13 protein-coding genes are annotated in these 19,708 nt (G+C 57.3%); 8 read left to right on the forward strand and 5 right to left on the reverse strand.

Annotated features, from left to right (window positions below; translation table 11 throughout):
• Positions 1-1,178 precede the first annotated feature (1,178 nt).
• A complete protein-coding gene (locus H6B30_RS03225) occupies positions 1,179-2,672 on the forward strand; it encodes an endonuclease (RefSeq protein WP_205107870.1) in 1,494 nt (497 codons plus the stop codon).
• A 495-nt stretch (positions 2,673-3,167) separates the two neighbouring features.
• Positions 3,168-4,748: a hypothetical protein gene (locus H6B30_RS03230; protein ID WP_205107872.1), complete on the forward strand. Its 1,581-nt coding sequence runs from the start codon at positions 3,168-3,170 to the stop codon at positions 4,746-4,748.
• Positions 4,749-5,104: 356 nt separating this feature from the next.
• Here H6B30_RS03230 and H6B30_RS03235 read toward each other — a convergent pair whose 3' ends face one another.
• From H6B30_RS03235 to H6B30_RS03245, 3 genes are all read right to left on the reverse strand, one after another.
• Positions 5,105-6,013 carry an outer membrane beta-barrel protein gene (locus H6B30_RS03235; protein WP_338088937.1) on the reverse strand — a complete coding sequence of 303 codons (909 nt, stop codon included), beginning with the start codon at positions 6,011-6,013 and terminating at the stop codon, positions 5,105-5,107.
• 39 nt (positions 6,014-6,052) lie between these two features.
• A complete protein-coding gene (locus H6B30_RS03240) occupies positions 6,053-6,925 on the reverse strand; it encodes an OmpA family protein (protein ID WP_205107876.1) in 873 nt (290 codons plus the stop codon).
• Positions 6,926-7,156: 231 nt separating this feature from the next.
• Positions 7,157-7,444, reverse strand: coding sequence for a hypothetical protein (locus H6B30_RS03245; RefSeq protein WP_205107878.1), 288 nt, complete (start codon positions 7,442-7,444; stop codon positions 7,157-7,159).
• A 605-nt stretch (positions 7,445-8,049) separates the two neighbouring features.
• Here H6B30_RS03245 and H6B30_RS03250 point away from each other — a divergent pair.
• Positions 8,050-9,324, forward strand: a complete 1,275-nt coding sequence (locus tag H6B30_RS03250; protein ID WP_205107880.1) for a glycosyltransferase family 4 protein — start codon at positions 8,050-8,052, stop codon at positions 9,322-9,324.
• Complete coding sequence (locus tag H6B30_RS03255; RefSeq protein WP_205107882.1) at positions 9,321-10,139, forward strand: glycosyltransferase family 2 protein; 819 nt, start codon at positions 9,321-9,323, stop codon at positions 10,137-10,139. Before H6B30_RS03250 ends, H6B30_RS03255 begins: the two co-directional genes overlap by 4 nt.
• A 53-nt stretch (positions 10,140-10,192) precedes the next feature.
• Here H6B30_RS03255 and H6B30_RS03260 read toward each other — a convergent pair whose 3' ends face one another.
• Positions 10,193-11,140, reverse strand: coding sequence for an alpha/beta hydrolase (locus H6B30_RS03260; protein ID WP_205107884.1), 948 nt, complete (start codon positions 11,138-11,140; stop codon positions 10,193-10,195).
• A 288-nt stretch (positions 11,141-11,428) separates the two neighbouring features.
• On the opposite strand from H6B30_RS03260, the gene H6B30_RS03265 reads away from it, so the two are divergent.
• Both H6B30_RS03265 and H6B30_RS03270 read left to right on the forward strand, forming a co-directional pair.
• Positions 11,429-11,992 (forward strand): phosphatase PAP2 family protein, encoded by a 564-nt coding sequence (locus H6B30_RS03265; protein ID WP_205107886.1) that lies wholly within the window; start codon positions 11,429-11,431, stop codon positions 11,990-11,992.
• A gap of 338 nt (positions 11,993-12,330) precedes the next feature.
• Positions 12,331-15,027 (forward strand): 4-alpha-glucanotransferase, encoded by a 2,697-nt coding sequence (locus tag H6B30_RS03270; RefSeq protein ID WP_205107888.1) that lies wholly within the window; start codon positions 12,331-12,333, stop codon positions 15,025-15,027.
• A 467-nt stretch (positions 15,028-15,494) separates the two neighbouring features.
• On the opposite strand, the gene H6B30_RS03275 is transcribed toward H6B30_RS03270, so the two are convergent.
• Positions 15,495-16,121 (reverse strand): hypothetical protein, encoded by a 627-nt coding sequence (locus tag H6B30_RS03275; protein WP_205107890.1) that lies wholly within the window; start codon positions 16,119-16,121, stop codon positions 15,495-15,497.
• Positions 16,122-16,367: 246 nt separating this feature from the next.
• Here H6B30_RS03275 and H6B30_RS03280 point away from each other — a divergent pair, with 246 nt between their 5' ends.
• Both H6B30_RS03280 and H6B30_RS03285 read left to right on the forward strand, forming a co-directional pair.
• Positions 16,368-17,042, forward strand: coding sequence for a SprT-like domain-containing protein (locus tag H6B30_RS03280; RefSeq protein WP_205107893.1), 675 nt, complete (start codon positions 16,368-16,370; stop codon positions 17,040-17,042).
• A gap of 256 nt (positions 17,043-17,298) precedes the next feature.
• Positions 17,299-19,698, forward strand: a complete 2,400-nt coding sequence (locus H6B30_RS03285) for a rhamnogalacturonan lyase (protein ID WP_205107895.1) — start codon at positions 17,299-17,301, stop codon at positions 19,696-19,698.
• Positions 19,699-19,708 lie beyond the last annotated feature (10 nt).

Here is a 19,708-nt window from a genome sequence, read left to right on the forward strand (position 1 = left end):
CTCTGTATCTCAGTTTCTCAAAGAACTCTTTCTTTTGGTGCTCATCAGGTTGTTCCCTGAAAGCGGATGCAAAGGTAGGCATTTTTCTGACACCAACAAAGAATTGGCAAAGAAATCTTCATGTATTTAACTTTCGTTTGCATTTAACCAGCGTTACATCAAGCAAATGTGTGCGCACACATTATAATATAAATGCGAGTCAGACGAACCAGGCAACACATACAACTACGCTCCAGCATGCGCTGTGCATCGATGCGCGGCTTTTGTTGAAACCAACAACAAGCAGTTGCGGCACCAGGCTGGCACGAATTTTCAAAAAACGGCAACCAGACCCGCCGGGCATGCGCCAAGGTTGCCTATGCAGGCTTACCTTGGGCTTCGCCATGCTGCGGGCATCCTGCCGGCCGACCACAGAGCCAAACCACTTTGACATATAACGACCGGCATGGGCCAAAGACACGGCGGGATGCAGGCATAAGAAGCCGTGGGGCGCGATGCAGGCCGTATAGCGTGGCGAAACGGCACATAACGCCGCGCCATACGCGCCCTCTTGCAAGCCGAAATGGCATATAGGGCAACCCCGCTGACAGACAATGACTTACAGACACGCGCCGCTGCCCTGCAAACATCACCCGGATTTTACGCCACAATGCGGCCAAACAACATTTAAACGCCTCGGCCACGGCTTGCCGCGGCGGCCGCAGGCAGAAGCCCAACCACTGCCGCAAGGGCGCCATCGGCCGGGCGCGCATGGCCCGGGCTTGGGCCAAGGGAACATTCAGCACCACATCATACAGATGCGCCAACAACCGCCGGCATATAAGTAGCTGTTCAAAATTAACCGATACAATAGACCTTGCAGGTGTCCTCTATATCTTTGCCACCATCTTGTGTGCTCTTTCGGGCCGAATGCCAAAGTCTCATCGGTCGCGTAGCCCGCTACGCTCCCTCTTCGGACTTTGGCATGCATCTACGAAATAGCGCACAATTTGATGGCAATTAATTTTGAACACCTACTTAACAATGGAAAAGACGCACACCAAAACACATCACCAACCGGCAACACCCCAATCGCGGGCGTACCCGCGTTATGTCGACACAAAGCATTGCCACATGGATAAAAATGACTATCTTTGCAAAATATATCAAACGGACATTACATAACAACATATTTACTAATGAAGAAAACTACCATTTCCAGAGCCATCGCAGCCATTGCGGTGGCCATGAACACAGCTCCTTCGGCGGCACAGATACCGGCCGGGTATTACGACAACCTGAAAGGGAAAAGCGGGGCTGAGCTTAAGAATGCCGTGCACGAAACAATAAAAGACGCCAACGTGCTCGACTACGGCAAGGGCAAGGGCCACACTTGGGAGGGATTCTACACCACCGACCGCACAGCCGACAACCAAGTGATTGACAGATACAGCAACGACACGAGGTACTTCGGCTCAAAGGGAAGCTCGGTGGGCGGAATGAACATAGAGCACTCGTTTCCGAAGAGCTGGTGGGGAGGCTCAGAAAACCAGGCCTACAAAGACCTTTACAACCTGATGCCGAGCGAGCAGAAAATAAACTCGGCCAAATCGAACTACCCGATGGGCGAGGTAAGCAAGGCCACAACAGACAACGGCTGCACGAAGGTGGGAACCGGCAGCAAAGGCTACAAGCTATGGGAACCGGCCGACAAATGGAAAGGTGACTTTGCCCGGGCCTACATGTACATGGCCACCACTTACCAGGACTTCACGTGGAAAGGCACGCAAGCCTTGCAGATACTTCAAAAGGGCGACTACCCCACCCTGCAGCCATGGGCATACAAACTGTATATAAGCTGGGCCAAGACCGACGCCCCCGACGAGACGGAGACATCGCGCAACGAGGCCGTAAGCCGCATACAGGGCAACCGCAACCCCTTTGTAGACTTCCCAAACCTGATGGAATACATCTGGGGCGACAGCACCGACTATGCCTTCGACCCCGGGACGACGCTGTGCACATCGGAATATACACCCGGCGGCGAAGCACCGGAACAAGGCACCATTTACACCGCCATATTCACAGACGGCACAGGCGGATGCACAATAAGCAACAAGGAGGTGCCACAAGACGGCTTCGAGGTTTGGAGGCTTGACAACAAATACGGCTGGAAGGGCACAGCCTTCGCTAACAACACCAACAATGCAGCCGACGCATCGGTGGTGACACCCGAGCTGGACCTGACCGGATATGCCACCGCCACGCTCACCTTCAGCCATGCAGCCAACTTCTTCGCTTCGCCGGCCGACGCTCTGGCGGTCGAGGTCATCTGCGACGGAGTGGCCACGCCGCTCAACGGCATCAACTGGCCACGCGGCAACAGCTGGGCATTCAACGAGTCGGGCGACATAAGCCTCAACGCCTTCGCCGGCAAGAAGATAAAGATTGCATTCCACTATACCAGCACCAGCCAAGAGGCCGGCACTTGGGAGATAAAGTCGATGACGGTAAGCGGCGAAAGACTGCCAAGCGACATATCGGCGCCATCAACCGGAAAGGCGGCTTTCGACCCGTCGGAACCATACGAGACATACACCATCGACGGCAGGAAAACAACAAATGCCGACCATGACGGCGTGACAATAATACGCCAAGGCGGAAACACATGGAAAGTGGCACCCCGCAAATAAACATCATGCAGGCTGACAGCCTTGCACCACAAACACATTGAACGTGGATTACCGCTTGCCGCGCCGTGCGTAGTGCACGGCGCGGCAAGTATTTTCCAGGGGCAGGCAATAAGGGAGGAGAGACGGGAACGCCCACGCCGGCAACCATGCCCCAACCGGCAACAAGACCGCCCTGTGCCCGTAAAGCCGCCTGGCGCCATGCAACCCACAGGCCAACAGGCCCACCGAGGCACCTTGCGCCGACGCAAACAGCCGCCCATCAGGCAATGACGGCAATCAACACGAACGGCAACAGCATGCGATTGTTGCCCGACAATGGCCCCAAAATGGCAAAAAAACAGACAAAGCGACTGTTTTTATAGTTATGTGGAACACAGGGGTTTGACATATATTATATATATTTGCAGGCATAGACAAAGATATTTGCAGCGGCATTGAGAACTTCCGCAGCATAGATGCAGAACCATATCATTCACTTAATAAAAAGAAAAAGCTATGCAACTAATTCATTACTCATTTCTACAAGGCTTTATGCTTGCCGCCCTGGCCTTGCCAGCCCATGGCCAGCAAGCCCCGGTGAGCCCACAGACGCTGCCAGTCAAACACAAGTTGACCGCCGCCCCCAAAGTGATAATCTCAACGATTCCCGATGTGATACGCACACCGGAAGGCCAGAGGCACGACAACTGCATCAGGGCCGCACACGGTTTTTATGACAGCTACTACGACCTGAACGAATACGACAACACGGAGGCCGTGGGCAGCTATGTGACCGGGAGCGACGGAACGGTGTACATGCTCAACCCCATATCGTATATGGTGAGCAACACTTACATGAAGCTTGACCCGTACAACGGCGACACGCTGGTGGCACGCCTGCCACAAATCGTGGTGGCAGAAAGCTACGGCAACAGTTTTGTGGCAAAGATGAAGCAGGACGGCCAGGACAACTGGACGCTTAACGCAGACCAAAACATGTACTTCGTGCTGCGCAACGACACGCTGAAAGCCCTCGACGACACACGAGAGACGCCGCTGGGCTTCATCGACGAGTCGGAGTCTTGGTACGCCGTTGAATACGGGCACGTCTTTACCAAGAACCCCTACAAAGCCGTGACTGTGCCTGAAGGGGCCCGCGACCAGAAGTACTCGCTCAACAGGCGCCTCGTGGTAAGCGCACGCCTCACCGACGACGCCCTGTTCATCAACGACCCGTCGACGCCCGGACTATGGCTGAAAGGCACCAAGGACGCAGAGGGCAACTACCACTTTGCAGCCAAAGAGTATATGGGAGTGAACGAGAGGTTCATTTCGCACCAGTTCCAGATGCCCGCCAGCTACGTGGTCAAGAGCGATGAATACGGCAATTACAACGACTACACCTACATGGACGAACTGGTGATGCGCCCTTCCGGCACCGACGGCATGCTGACAAGCGTAGGCAACGTGTCGCTGCTGAGCAGCCTGTCAACCACCAAGATAAACCCCGTTGGCATCATAGACAACCCGGTACTGATACCATACAATGAAGTAGCAGCCGAACCGGTGGCACCCAAGATAGAGAAAGTGGGTAGGTACATCGAGGATTACGGTGCAGAGATAATATTCACAATGGAGTTGGAGAGCACCGACGGCAAGTTTATCGACCCCGACAAGCTGTTCTATGAAGTATATGTAGACGACAACACCGAGCCCATACGGTTTGTGCCGGAGGAAGAGGGCGGCCCGTACCACCGCCTGGACTCTGCGATGACGCAGGTGCCCTATGCTTACTCCGACAACAACTACGACTTCATCTTCAATTACGGACAAGTGAAATTCTACATCTATGACTCCGAGATGCAGAAGGTTGGCATACGCACCGTGTACAAAGGCGGCGGCGAGGAGCATGCCTCTCCCATCGTATGGCAACCGACACCGGCCTCCATTGCCGGCGTTGGGGCCGACAGCCAAACGCGCACCGAATACACGACACTTTCCGGCATGCGCGTAGAGAAGCCCGCGAAAGGCATTAACATAAGGAAGGTGACAGACGCCAACGGCAATGTCAAGGTAGAGAAAATATTGGTGAAATAGTCCATTCGACAGAATGACGCATTACCGCTCAACCAAGTGTAAATAACCATATATTCATTTTCAGACGATTAAGTAGCTGTTGAAAATTAACGGAAACCAAACCAATTTAGATGGTTATCTAATCTTTACCATCATCTTGCACGCTCTTCCGCGTTGTTTCCCAACGCCTCATCGGTAGTATAGCCCGCTACACTTCCACCTCGGACGTTGAAAAACATGCACGGAACTGCGCACAATCTGATGACAAAAAATTTTAAACAGCAACTTATGAGCAGACGCAAAGACAGCCGCCCGGAATCCAGGCGGCTGTCTTTTTTTGCCGGCCCGCCATTGCAGGGGCCAGCTTCCGGTTAGGGTCAAAAACGGTTCAGCTCGTTTTTACCTGCCCCTTGGCCGCGATACCTGTCGCGCGTGGCGTTGAAGGTATATTGCAGGGTGAGCATGAAAGTGCGGTTGCTGATTGTACTGAACCTCTGTATGGTGACGTCTTTGCTCATCACCCTCACGTCGCGGTTGCCTTTGTTGAATATGTCATTGGCCTCAAGGGTAAGGCTGAAACGGTTGTTGAAAAACGCCTTGTACAGCTTTGCGTTTAGATATGACGACTGCTCCTGATACGTGTTGTCGTCGTTGCGGGCGCTCATCCATTGCCTGTCTACATTCATCCAGATGTCATAAGGCAAGTGGATGGCATTCTGCAATTGCACAAGGGCGACAGGCTTGCCCATGCTCTTGCGTGCGTCTGAATAGTCGATGGTGAGCCACTGCTTCATTATCCCCACGTTTACCCTCGGCTGCCATATACCGGCCTTGAACTGCCCGCCTACAAAAGCCTGCAGCCCCTGGACCTCAGGAAGATTGTCTTTCGTAACGAGTTTCACCTCGCCATCATTGCCATAAGGGCGTGCAATGTACATTATCGGGTCTTTCTTATATGTATATGCAACCTGGGCGAAGAACTGGCGCCATGCTCCCATCAGCTCCAGCGAATGTATTTTCTCGTGCTTCAGAAACGGGTTGCCGCCCTCAAGGGTAAACCGGTTGATATAGTCTACTGTGCCGTCAAGGTCTTCATATCCTACTGAAGCACACTTATTTTCTACCGAAATGCCACATTGGCAAGGCGGAAAACACTTTGCCCGCCGATAAAACGAAGAAAACGAAAGGCAACGACAAGGCAAGCCGCCGCCACACCCATACCCCCCGGAAAACACACTGCGGGCCGCCCACAGTGCAGAGCAGAAGCCATAGGCTTCGCGCCCCACCCGGTTGGCGGCCCGCAGACATATCGGTACAGACAAATATCACTCCGTCTCGGGAGCCTGCCCTATAAGGTCCATGAACTGGTCGAGTTTCGGTGTGATGATAATCTGCGTGCGGCGGTTGCGCTGCTTGCCCACCTCTGTGTCATTAGACGTCACAGGGTTGTATTCGCCACGGCCTCCGGCAGTGAGCCTCTTCGGGTCGACGCCATACTGATTTTGCAGTGCCTGCACCACGCTCGAAGCCCTGAGGCACGACAAGTCCCAGTTGTTGCGGATGTTCTTCATCGACGCAGCCGATGCGTTCACGGGCACATTGTCGGTATTTCCCTCTATGAGCACGTCATAGTCCTTGTAGTCCTTAATGATCTTGGCAATCTTGCTGAGCGTCTCTGCAGCCCTGTCGTTGATTTCATAGCTGCCGCTCTTGTAGAGCATGTTGTCGGCCAGCGAGATGTAAACCACGCCCTTGAGCACCTGTACGTCTACCTCCTTGAGCTCCTCCTTGCTCAGCGAGCGGGTCAGGTTGTTGGTAAGCACAAGGTTGAGCGAGTCGCTCTTGCTCTTCACCTCTACGAGATGGCGGATATACTGGTTCGACTCGTTGATCTGGTCAACCAGCTTATCGATGCTGATGTTGTTCTGCCCGGCGTTGGCAAGACTCTTGTCGAGCGAGCCCTGCAGCGCGGCATAGTCTTTTTTCTGCTGTGCCAGTTGGTCTTCCAGGCTTGTCATGCGGGCCGTGCTGGCAGCCAGTTGCTCCTTGGCGTCCTGGTAGTTCTTGGCCATGTCGCGGAAATTCTCCGACAGTTTCTGGTTTTCCGCCTGACAGTTTTCCAACGACTTCTTGCTCACGCAGCTGCTCATAAGCACACAGCCGGCAATCACTGAAAACATTACTAAATTTTTCTTCATATTCTTTCTGTTTAATTGATATTCCGTGCAAAGTTATCTATATGACACATAACGCCGCCGAAAGTGACATCGGGTTAAGTTATTTTAACCCATATCGGCCGTCTTTGATGTTATTTCAGAAAAAAAACCTGCGCAGATGGCCATCTATCAAGACCATCTGCGCAGGCTGTTCCACTTGTGCCCTCGGACTCTGCCCCACCCCGTGAGCCATAATCCCCAAGCTCAATCAGCTCAATACTGGAATATCATGCGTACCTTAGCGATTGTCTTGGAATGCTTGATTTTCCAGGTTCCATACAGCTGACGAACGCCTTGTGGCAACAGATTCATGTCGCGCAGCCTGCCAAGCAGCAACTCCAATGGTTTACCAGGATGCGTCTGGTCATCCTTTAACAGGCCTTTGCGATCCAACTCTCGATTGGCTTCGATCGCGTCTATCTCCAATCTTCCCGTGCTAAGCATGTAATCATCCAGATCACTGAATATAGCACCTACGTTGAAGCTAAGATAATTAGTCATAAGCCCTGTATTTTAAGAATTAATGAATGGATGAATTAGTCTCTCTTTCAATCACAAAGATAGTAAATTTAGGAATACATTGTTACCAAAAGGAGCATTATTTGCATCAAATTAACACTATTAAAGCAGCGTAAACAAAAATCAACGAGACGCGCCTTAAAAACGGTACAAACAGCCCCGTATGTGCACCCCCCAACCGGCATGCAGGCAGCACGGGCGACACCGCTGCGGCACGGGCTGCCCGCCGGAAAGCCGACGGGCAGGATGCCGCCCCACAGCGGCGTGCAATCCCAGCCCCAACAGCGGCAGGCAACCCGCCACCGCAGTTGCCGAAAGACAGCATTCAGGCATAAATAGCTGTTCAAAATTAACCGATACAATAGACCTTACAGGTGTCTTCCATTATCTTTGCCACCATCTTGTGTGCTATTTGACGGCAAATGATTTTGAACACCTACTTAAAAATGGTGAAAATAATAGTCACATGGGGCTTCGGATTCAGAAATTTTAATTACATTTGCATCAACAACGGGCGGCCTCCGACCCCGACGCCGGCACGGCCTCGGCATGCGCCGGCCGCCCGCGAGCCACATTACCACACAGCCATGAGAGTTCTTATAGTAAACACAAGCGAGAAGACGGGCGGTGCAGCCGTGGCTGCCAACCGCCTGATGGAAGCCCTGAAAAACAACGGGGTAAAGGCCAAGATGCTGGTGCGCGACAAGGAGACAGACCTGATAACCGTCGTGGCCACGCCACACCAGCTGCTCATGCAGTGGCGGTTTCTGTGGGAGCGCCTCGTCATATTCCTCCATACACACTTCTCGCGCAAGCATCTCTTCGAGATAGACATAGCCAACGCCGGTGCCGACATAACCGGCCTGCGCGAGTTTAAGGAGGCCGATGTAATACACCTGCACTGGGTCAACCAGGGAATGCTGTCGCTGTCAGACATCAGGAAGATACTCGACAGCGGCAAGCCCGTGGTCTGGACCATGCACGACATGTGGCCCGCCACGGCCATATGCCACCTCACGCTGGGCTGCCGCAAGTTTACCACAGGCTGCTCGGCGTGTCCCCTGCTGCCGGCCGGGCTGTTTGGCGACACTGCCCGCCACGTATGGCGCAAGAAGCAGCGGCTGCTCAAAGGCGGCGGCAGGCTTATCTTCGTGGCCTGCAGCAAGTGGCTGGCCTCTGAGGCCAGGCAGAGCAAGCTGCTCGAGGGCAAGAGCGTGGTGTCGATACCCAACCCAATAGACCGCCGCGTGTTCTGCCCGGGCGACAAGGCCGAGGCCCGCCGGATGCTCGGGCTGCCCGAAGGGCGCCGCCTCATGCTGTTTGTGGCCCAGCGGGTGTCGAGCGGCAACAAGGGCGCCGCCTACCTCATTGAAGCCTGCAAACTGCTTTACGAGCGCCACCCCGACATTGCCGCCAACATGGGCATAGTGATGCTGGGCGGCAGCGGCATCGAACTGGCAGGTCAGTTTGCCATACCGGCCTATCCGCTGGGCTATGTGTCGGACACAGAGAGGATTGTGGCGGCCTACCGCGCCGCCGACCTGTTTGTCATGCCGTCGCTGTCTGAAAACCTGCCAAACACGATAATGGAAGCCATGGCCTGCGGTGTGCCGTGCGTGGGGTTCAACACCGGCGGCATACCCGAGATGATAGACCACAGGCGCAACGGGTATGTAGCTGCCTACAAAGACGCCGCCGACCTGGCGGCAGGCATACGCTGGGCCCTGGCCGACGCCGATGCCGAAGAGCTGGGGCGCAACGCCGTCCACAAGGTCTCGGTGTCTTACTCACAGCAAAGCGTGGCCATCAAGTACATAGAGGTGTACAACCAAGCCGTGGCTTACAAACGCTACAGCCTATGATCAAGTTCAGCATAGTGACAATAACGTTCAATGCCGAGGGCGCCTTGCCCCGAACCCTCGAGAGCGTGCTGCGCCAAGGCTACCCGGCAATAGAGCACCTGATTGTCGACGGGGCGTCGGCAGACGGCACGCTGGGCGTGGCCTACGACTACAAGAGGCGCTCAGACAGCGCCGCCAACGGCCATGCCGTGGCCATAAGCTCCGAGCCCGACCGCGGACTTTACGACGCCATGAACAAAGGGCTGGCCCGGGCCACGGGCGACTACGTGTGCTTTCTCAACGCAGGCGACTACCTGCCCGCTACCGACACCATAGGGCTGCTGGCCCGCACCGCCGCGTCGGCCATGGACGCCGGGGGCGGACTGCCTGCCGTGATCTACGGCGACACCGACATAGTAGACGACGCTGGCCGCTACCTCGGCCCCCGCCGCCTGCGCCCGCCGCGCAACCTGTCGTGGCGTTCGTTCCGCCATGGCATGCTGGTGTGCCACCAAGCCTTCTACGCCCGCACCGACATTGCCCGCCGCACGCCCTACGACTTGAAGTACAAATACTCGGCCGACGTCGACTGGTGCATCAGGGTGATGAAAGAAGCCGCCCGCCAAAGGCTGCCGCTGGCCAACGCCCGCGCCACCATAGCATGCTACACGCAGGAGGGGCAGACCACGCTCCACCACCGCGAGTCGCTGCGCGAGCGCTTCAGCGTGATGGCCTGCCACTACGGGGTGGCCCCGACCGCCATTATGCACGCTTGGTTTGTGGTGAGGGAGCTACTGCGCCGATTAAGGCCCCACGCCGGCCGACAGCGCCGTTGAGGAGGCGCGGCCGGCTGCCGCCCGTGGCCCCGGGGCACAGGGCGGCCACAGCGTCAGCGGCCAACGAAGTCGGCCACCACCCGCGTATACTCCACGGGGTGGTCGGCATACGACATGGCATGCGCCGAACCGCGCCCTATCCACAGCTGCTTGGGCCCCGGCTTGGCCGCATAGAGGCTGTAGACCATCTCTGTGGGCACAAACCTGTCGGCATCGCCATGGATGAAGAGCATGGGCCTGCGGCACCTGGCCACCTGGGCCAGGGGCGACGCCTCGCCGAAACGCCACCCGTTGACGGCGCCGCACAGCGCGCTCGTGGTATACATCAGCGGAAACGGCGGCAGGCCGAACTGCTCGCGCAACTGGCAGGCAAACTCATCCCAAACCGAAGTGTAGCCGCAGTCTTCGACAAAGCACTTTATGTAAGCCGGCAATGGCTCGCCCGACATGCACATGACCGTGGCGGCACCCATCGACACACCGTGCACAACGACCCTCGACTCATGGCCCGCCACGCGGAACATGCGCTCGGCCACCTCAGCCCAACGCATCACGTCGAGCCTGTCGTTCCACCCCATGCCTATGCTCCCGCCGTCGCTCAGCCCGTGGGCATGCAGGTCGGGAAGCAGTATGTTGTACCCCAGGTCGCGGTGGTACATGCGCCCCAGGTACAGAAACTTGACAGCGCAATCCTTGTAGCCGTGCACTATGACGGCCGTGCGGCCGCATGCCGAGTCGGCCCGGAGCCACAGGGCATGGTGCCGCTCGCCACCGGGCATTGCCACAAACGTGTCGCGCAGCAGTCCGCAGCGGCGCAGGCTGTCGGCCCACGGCCTCATGTCGGGCATCCGGCTGTACAGTTGGGCGTAGGCGCTGTCGGTGTCGGCGCGGTTCGGGTCGGGGTCGAGCGAATAGCCGAGCATATAGAAGCTGCCGCCCGCAAGGGCCAGCACGACAATGGCCGCCAGCGCGGCGGCCGCCATCACAATCCGTCTTTTCATATCATTGAGCTTTGTTTTACATTGTTACAATGGCAGGCCGAGGGCCCCCACGGCCTGCACGGCACGTCGCGCGGCATGGCGCCCGGAACAAGCCGGCACTGCCTATACACACATTCCGGGCATTGGCAACCCAGGCAACAGCAGCGACAGCCGTAGCATCCGCCTGCCCGGGACAGCCCGTTCAGACCACAAATTTACTGCAAAAAATCGGAAAGGCAATGACGGCAGGCCAAATCTTTCCGATGTCTACATGCCCGCGGCCCGAAAAATATGCTTAACTTTGCAGCCATGAACACAAAAACTATGATCATGGCGGCACTGATGGCCGCCCCCGCGCCTGCCCTCGCCGGGGGCATAGGCGGCGAAACGACAGACGACGTGCTGCAACTCACGCCATGGGCAGCAGTGATAGCCCTCAAGGCAAGCGGCATAGACAGCCGTCACGAGTGGCCCAGGCTGGCAGCAACGGCAGCGGCGTCGATGGCCGTTTCGGCAGGGGTGGCCTACACCCTTAAGCACACCGTCAGCGAGCAGCGCCCCGACGGCAGCGACGACCATTCGTTTCCGTCGGGCCACGCCACCATCGCCTTCGCCGGCGCCACCGTGCTGCACAAGGAGTTTGGCAAGGTTTCGCCGTGGATAAGCGTGGCGGGGTATTCCGTGGCCACGCTGACGGCGGCCGACAGGGTGATGCGCGACCGCCACCACTGGTACGACGTGGCCGCCGGGGCCGCCATAGGCATACTGTCGACAGAGCTGTGCTACTTTGTGGGCGGCAAGTTGCTGAAAGACAAGGGTGTGGCCGTGGCTTTCAACGGGCGCGGGTTTGACGTGGCCATAAACATAAGGTGAACGGGCGGCGGGGCAAGACTGCAGCCGTCGCCAGCGGGCGGAAAGGCCGCATGCGCCCCGGGCCCATACACCGCACAGCCCGTTTCGAGCTGCCAGGCGGCCCTTTTCGCGCTGCCATACAGCCTGTTTTGCGCCGCCATTCGGCATCAACGGCAACACTCTGGTATACAAGTTGTTACACCAACCGACCGGCACCATTGAAACACGGCGCGGCAGAGCAAGTGGCCAACAGCCCCCAACGGATAAAAAACATGCGAAAAAGCAGTGAAGTTTTGTTGGTTTTCCACATTTTATTATTAACTTTACGCCACCAATAACATCAAAGACAACCGAAACCAATGAAGCTTACATTCAACATTGACTACCTGACCGCATACGGCGAGGCACTGGTGCTCAACATCATCAGTGGCGAAGCCACCGCAAAGGCAGAGCGCCACCCCATGGAAACGCTCGACGGACGAAGCTGGACGTGCAGCCTGTCGAGGACGGTGAAGCCTGCAACATACATAGACTATTACTACAGTGTGGAACGGCGAGGCAGCGAGGCCAGGCGCGAATGGGACGCCATGCCCCACCGCCTGGAGTTTGCCAACTCGCGCAGCGCGTGCCACGTGATGTACGACAAGTGGATTGACATGCCCTCCGACGCCCTGCTCTACAGCTCGGCCTTCACCGAGTGCGTTGCAAGGCGCAAGCGTGAGCTGAGCGCCGTGGCCGACTTCGGCAAGATGATACGCCTGAAAGTGCGGGCCCCGCAACTGCGCGCGGGCCAGAGGCTGGCCCTGGCCGGCAGCGGCCCATACCTTGGCAACTGGCTCAAACCGGCGGGGCTGCGCATGGCCGAGCACACGCCCAACGAGTGGGTGGTGAGCCTCGACGCATCGAAGATAGACCGCCCGTTCATGGAGTTTAAGTTTGTCATCGCAGGCAACGACAACGACAATATAATAATGTGGGAAGACGGCGCCAACCGCACGGTCACGCTGCCCGACATGAAGGCCGGCGACGTGGTGACCTACGAGCTGCTGCAGGCCGAGTTCGGCATAAGCCTGTGGCGCGGGGCCGGCACGGTGGTGCCGGTGTTTGCGCTGCGCTCCGGCGGAAGCTACGGCGTTGGCGACTTCGGCGACCTGAAAGCCATGGTGCGCTGGGCAGCCTCGACAGCACAGCACGCGCTGCAGGTGCTGCCCGTCAACGACACCACGGCCACCCACACATGGCGCGACTCCTACCCGTACAGCGCCATCAGCACATACGCCCTGCACCCGCAATACACCGACCTGAGGCAGCTGGCGCCGCTCAAGGACGCCAAACGCCGGGAGCACTACGAAAGGCTGCGCCAAGAACTCAACGCGCTGCCACAGGTGGACTACGAAAGGGTGAATGCAGCCAAGACCGGATACCTGCGCGAACTGTTCGCGCAAGAGTGGCAGGCGGTGAGCCGAAGGGTTACTTACAAGCGGTTTTTCGAGGCCAACAGGCAGTGGCTCGTGCCGTATGCCGCCTTCTGCCACTACCGCGACAAGCACGGCACACCCGACTTCAGCCGCTGGACAGGCCACGAAAGGCCCGACGACGGCGAGCTGAAGGCCATGGCCAACCCGCAGACAAAGCTATACAAGGAGGTGGCTTTCTGGTATTACGTGCAGTACAACCTTGACATGCAGATGCGCGAGGTGCACGAACTGGCACGCGACATGAAGGTGATACTCAAGGGCGACATACCCATCGGGGTGAGCCGCACGAGCGTTGAGACATGGACGCAGCCCCGCTATTTCAACCTGGACGGGCAGGCCGGCGCCCCGCCCGACGCCTTCTCGGCCAACGGGCAGAACTGGGGCTTCCCCACATACAACTGGAACGAAATGATGGCCGACGGCTGCCTATGGTGGACGCAGCGCCTGGGGAAGATGGCCGAATACTTCGACGCATACCGCATAGACCACATTCTGGGCTTCTTCCGAATATGGGAGATACCGGCAGATGCCGTCCACGGACTGCTGGGCCAGTTTGTGCCTGCACTCGGCATGACCCGCGAGGAGATTGCTGCCTACGGACTGCAGGCCGACACCGGCCGGCTGACAAAGCCCTACATCACCGACAGCGTGATCGAGGCGCTATTCGGCGAAAGGGCCGACGAGGTGCGCTCCACCTATGTATGCCCCCTGGACGACGGCTACGCCATGAGGCCCGAATACGACACGCAGCGCAAGGTGGAGGCCGCCTTCGGCGAAAAACCATCGGAAGCCGACACCCGCCTGCGCGACGGCCTGTATGCGCTGATAAGCAATGTGCTCTTCGTGGCCGACCGCACCGACGCCAACAAGCTGCACCCGCGCATAGCCGCACAGACCGACATGGCCTACGCTGCGCTCAGCGACAGAGACAAGACGGCGTTCAACCGCCTCTACGACGATTACTTCTACCGCCGCCACAACCAGTTCTGGTACAACGAGGCCATGCGCAAACTGCCGCTGCTGGGCCGCGCCACGCGCATGCTGATGTGCGCCGAAGACCTGGGCATGGTGCCCGAATGCGTGCCGTGGGTGATGAACAGGCTGAACATCCTGAGCCTGGAAATCCAGACCATGCCCAAAGAGAGCGGCACCCGCTTCGCCCATCTGTCGCACTACCCTTACCTGTCGGTGTGCACCATGTCCACCCACGACACACCCACGATGCGGGCATGGTGGGACGAGGACCACGAGCGAGCCCAAGACTACTTCACAACGATGCTGCACCACGACGGAACGGCCCCCCACCCGATGCCGGGATGGCTCGCCAAGGACATCGTTGAGCGCCAGCTGATGAGCCCCTCGGCACTGTGCATACTCACGCTGCAAGACTGGCTGGCCACCGACGAGAAGCTGAGGCTGGCCGACGCCGGCGCCGAACGCATAAACATTCCGGCCAACCCGCACCACTACTGGCGCTACCGCATGCACCTGGACATAGAAGACATGGCGCAAGACCAGCAGTTCAACGCTTCGCTCAGGGCGCTGATAGACGGAAGCGGCAGGCGGCAGGAAGGCTGAACGCCCCGGCGAGGGCACGCAAGCCAAGCGGGCCACCCGACAAACACAGGGGGCTTAAACGTACAGGGAGTTATGGAGTTAGAGGACAATGGCATTATTCAAGGAATTGTTTTAGGAGTTAAGGAGTTAGGAAGTTAAGGAGTTAAGACAATTGTTGGGGTTTATTTGGGAGGCGGGAGACAGGAGTACAGACAATAGTTATGGAAACATGGGAGCTCTGGCAGCATGGGGAAAGTGTTGCAGGAAGATAGCCAAATACTATTGTCTTAACTTCTTAACTTCCTAACTCCTTAACTCCTAAAAAGCCCCATAGATTTATCCAGTGAGCAGGCCAAACGCGGCAGACATGGCCGCGCCACAATGCACAGCGCCCGCCATCAACCCAACAGGGGTGACGGCGGGCGCTGACACGCTACGCCTCGGATGCCGGTGCTATGAGGCAGCCCCGCCTCCGGCGCGGCAAAAGGCTATTTCTTGAAATCAAACTTATTGAAAATGATGGTGTCACGCCCCGACTCCAGCCTCCTGTTTGTAAAGTTGAAGTAGGTGAACGTGGTGTCCATGTCCTCTCGGGCCTGCGGCGTGACCAGATATGAGGCCGAGCGCGTGGTGCGGTATTCGCCGTCGGCGTCGGCTTTCAGTATGCCCTGGCTCTCGCGGTTTGTAGCCCACGCCAGCATCATGGCGCTGCCATTTGAATACAATGTGTAAATGCCCGAGGTCAGGTCGACGGCAAAGTCGTACTCGTCTTGGCTCATCACGGGGCTCTGCTTCGACGCGAAGCGGGCTGCAAGGCCGTATGTCTGCTCCTTGCCGCTGGGCATCACCACCGTCTTCTGCCACTCCTGGCCGTCCATAGTGTCTTCAACCTCCTTGCCTTCGGCGTCGATGTATGTAACAAGCACGTCGGCCACCTCGCGCACATTGGGGTCGGCCAACTTCATGTTATACTGCATCCTGTAGCCCGTGACCACCTTCTCTGTATAGTCAATGCCATCGCCGGTGGGCGGATCGTCGTTGCCGCATGAGGCCACCCCCGACGCCAAAGCCAGCGTGGCTGCGGCCAACAGCACATAACCATTCCTTATCATCATATCAATCTGTTGTTTGTTATCTCGGCTGCAAAGTTACTCCAAATTATCACACCAACCAACCCGAAATGCCGATTTTATAACATCATAAGCCTTTTTTCCGGAATTTATTGCAATATAAACATATTTTTTTAGCCTTCTGTTGCTTCCGCCCGCCTTTTGTATTAACTTTGCCAAAGATAAGCGGCACTCGGGATATGGCAAGACGGCTTGCTTTACTCTCGCTCGCACTATCGCTGGCAAAAAGCTATGACGCCCACACAAGAATACCTCAGAGAGCAGTTCGGCACATTCAACAATGCTTATTTCGGCGGAAAACTGCCAGAACCGGAGTTTGTCGTCAGCAACGCACGCACCATCCTTGGTCAGTTTTGCTGCAGAAGCAGGCGTTCGGCAATACTGAGACGGCAGAAATTAGACCATTTCACCATCAAGGTGACAAAATACTACGACTTGCCCGAACGTGAATACCAGAACGTGCTGCTGCACGAGATGATTCACTACTACATTGCATACCAGCGCATAAAAGACACGTCGGCCCACGGGCAGGTGTTCAGGGCCATGATGAACGAGCTGAACTCCCGCCACGGCTGGAACATAAAGGTGAGGGTTGACACACGCCAATGGGCCGCCAACGACAAGCGGAAAGGCAAAAGGCGGCTCGTGCTCGCATTCAGGACGCACGACGGCAAGCACTACCTGGCCGTGATCAACGGCAGGTATTTCGACGCAATCGAAAAGCAGGTGAAGCGGTGCAACGCCATTCTCTCGCACCAATGGCTTGCTTCCGACGATGAGTTCTTCAGCAAATTCCCCGTCTCGCGCACACTCAGGGCCATGAAGGTGAGCCCCGAGACGTTTGCCGAAAAGACGTCGGCGACGCCCAAGGCCGACAGCGCCACCGGCACGGCAATCCATGATTGACAGACAAGACACAGCCGCACGACGCGGCAACACACAATCACCCAAAGGAAAAACACAACGAAAGACACAACAGCAGCTGCCCACAAACGGCCAAGGCCGGCCCGCCACGAGGCGACACGCCCATGCGGCGAGGCCGGCACATGCCTGAAACACAACGCCATGCACATATTTGTAATCAATCGTACGAAAGTGTAATGCCTCTCTCTTGCAAGCAAATTAACTTTGCGGCAAGAACAAACCAATAACCAACCTCGACATGAACATAAACAGATTATTACACCTTTTATGCCTCATTGCGGCAACGGCGGCACAGGTGACGACAACCGCAACGGCACAGAACGCCACCCCACGTAGCCAGATGGAAAGGCTCGGGCGCGGCACGGTGGCCATACACCACGACGGGGGCAACTTTGTCGGCTGGCGACTGCTCGGCGACGAGGGCGAAAACGTAACGTTCGACGTAATCAGAGACGGGCAGACAATAGCGCGCGACGTTTACGCCACCAATTACAACGATGCCGGCGGCGAGGCCGGAGAGACATCAGAGCCGGCCACAGCATGGGGCAAGGAGTACAAGACTATGAGGCTTGAGCGCCCGCAGGGAGGCAGTTTCCATTACGCCGAAAACGACAGTACGGACTGCTACGCCTACTATGCGCAGGAGGGAAGCGTGGCCGACGTCGACGGAGATGGCAAGTATGAACTGCTCGTAAAGTGGGCCCCGTCGAATGCCAAGGACAATTCCGCCAGCGGGTTTACCGGCAACGTCTACTACGACTGCTACCACATAGAGCCCGGAACGGCCGACGAGCCTGCCCCGCAACGCTTGTGGCGCATTGACTTGGGCAAAAACATAAGGGCCGGTTCGCACTATTCGCAACCGATGTTTTTCGACTTCGACGGCGACGGCAGGGCCGAACTGATATGCAAGACCGGCCCCGGCACCACCGACGGCACGGGCCGCTACGTGACCGAGGCAGCCGACGACGAGGGCATAAGGGCCACCGACAACCTGGCAGACTACCGCAACGCCAGCGGCCACATACTCGACGGGCCGGAGTTCCTGACCGTTTTCGACGGACAGAGCGGGCGGGCCGTGCACACAATATGGTACAACCCTAACCGCGGCTTCACCTGCGGGCGCACGAGCGGATATGGTGCCTGGGGCGACGATTACGGCAACCGGGGCGAGCGTTTCCTGGCTTGCGTGGCCTATCTCGACGGTGCCGACAAGAACCCGAGCGCCGTGATGTGCCGCGGATACTACACCCAGGCATACTTGTGGGCCGTGGATTTCGACGGCATGAAGCTGCGGCAGAAATGGCTCCACGCCTCGCGCTCGAAGCAAAGGGTGGAGGTAAGCGATGCCAACGACAACAAAAGCATCTACAACTACAGCTCAAACACATCGGGCACAGGCGACAGCTACACTGCCTACGGACAAGGGTGCCACAGCATTGCGGTTGGCGATGTCGACGGCGACGGCTGCGACGAGATAATGTACGGGGCCGCGGCAATAGACAACGACGGCCGGCTGCTATACTCAACCGGCCTCGGCCATGGCGACGCCCACCACCTGGGAGTGTTCATGCCCGACCGACAAGGGCTGCAGTTCATGATGCCCCATGAAGACACACCATACGGATGGCACGTGCGCGACGCCGCCACGGGTGAACTGCTGATACGCCACAGCTCGGCTGGCGACAACGGACGGGGCATGGCTGCCGTCATATCGCCGCAACACAGGGGCGGACTGTTCTGGTCGGCGGCCAACTACGACGTCTACGACATCAACGACCAAGTGGTGGCTTCGGGCGAGGAAGCACGCCCGGCATATTGCTTCCGCATATTCTGGGATGGCGATGCATACGACGAACTGCTCGACGGAGTAAACATAACGAAGTGGAACAACGGACGCAGCACGCGCATTTACCAAGCCCCCAACCACTCGATGAAGAACGGGACAAAGGCATACCCGCTGCTGGCGGCCGACCTTTTCGGCGACTGGAGGGAGGAGGTGGTATGGTGCTGCGCCACCGACTCGGCCACCATCAACATCGCATCGACAACAACCGAGACGGCCCTGAGGGTGCCAACGCTGATGCACGACCACGTGTACCGCATGAGTGTGGCATGGCAAAACGTGGCTTACAACCAACCGCCCCACCTGGGCTACTACCTGCCCGACTCGGTGGCAGCCGGAATCATTGCCGTCGATGGCCTGAAAGAACAGACTGTAGAACTGGGCAACGCTATGAAAGCAGTGACTTGCAGGCTCAAGAACTGCACCGGGGCCATGCCATTCCAAACGTTCCTCAACGGCAAACGCATAAGCTCTTTTTCCGTTCCAGAAGGCTTCAGCTACGAACAAGACAGCAAGACAAGGCTGTTCACACTCAACGGAACGCCGCAGAAAGCCGGGCTGTATGAGTTTGCCATACGCACTACGGGCAGCTTCGACGGAACAAACATCACCGACACCATACGCATAAACGTAACCCAAGCCGACGCCATCGATGCCGCATGGCAGGACGAAGGCCACGGCGACCGAGGGCAGACATACACCATCGGCGGACAGCCGGCGACGGACCTGAGGCCGGGCAATGTGTATATCATAAGGAAAAACGGCAAATACTTAAAGACTACAACCAAATAAACACATGACG

Source organism: Marseilla massiliensis (genome assembly GCF_016899955.1).
GTDB classification, from domain to species: domain Bacteria; phylum Bacteroidota; class Bacteroidia; order Bacteroidales; family Bacteroidaceae; genus Prevotella; species Prevotella intestinigallinarum.

Coding starts and splice junctions, on each gene's coding strand:
- H6B30_RS03245 (WP_205107878.1), bottom strand. CDS start 7,444: ATGACTAATTATCTTAGCTTCAACGTAGGTGCTATATTCAGTGATCTG.
- H6B30_RS03250 (WP_205107880.1), top strand. CDS start 8,050: ATGAGAGTTCTTATAGTAAACACAAGCGAGAAGACGGGCGGTGCAGCC.
- H6B30_RS03265 (WP_205107886.1), top strand. CDS start 11,429: ATGAACACAAAAACTATGATCATGGCGGCACTGATGGCCGCCCCCGCG.
- H6B30_RS03240 (WP_205107876.1), bottom strand. CDS start 6,925: ATGAAGAAAAATTTAGTAATGTTTTCAGTGATTGCCGGCTGTGTGCTT.
- H6B30_RS03260 (WP_205107884.1), bottom strand. CDS start 11,140: ATGAAAAGACGGATTGTGATGGCGGCCGCCGCGCTGGCGGCCATTGTC.
- H6B30_RS03255 (WP_205107882.1), top strand. CDS start 9,321: ATGATCAAGTTCAGCATAGTGACAATAACGTTCAATGCCGAGGGCGCC.
- H6B30_RS03270 (WP_205107888.1), top strand. CDS start 12,331: ATGAAGCTTACATTCAACATTGACTACCTGACCGCATACGGCGAGGCA.
- H6B30_RS03225 (WP_205107870.1), top strand. CDS start 1,179: ATGAAGAAAACTACCATTTCCAGAGCCATCGCAGCCATTGCGGTGGCC.
- H6B30_RS03280 (WP_205107893.1), top strand. CDS start 16,368: ATGACGCCCACACAAGAATACCTCAGAGAGCAGTTCGGCACATTCAAC.
- H6B30_RS03275 (WP_205107890.1), bottom strand. CDS start 16,121: ATGATGATAAGGAATGGTTATGTGCTGTTGGCCGCAGCCACGCTGGCT.
- H6B30_RS03230 (WP_205107872.1), top strand. CDS start 3,168: ATGCAACTAATTCATTACTCATTTCTACAAGGCTTTATGCTTGCCGCC.
- H6B30_RS03285 (WP_205107895.1), top strand. CDS start 17,299: ATGAACATAAACAGATTATTACACCTTTTATGCCTCATTGCGGCAACG.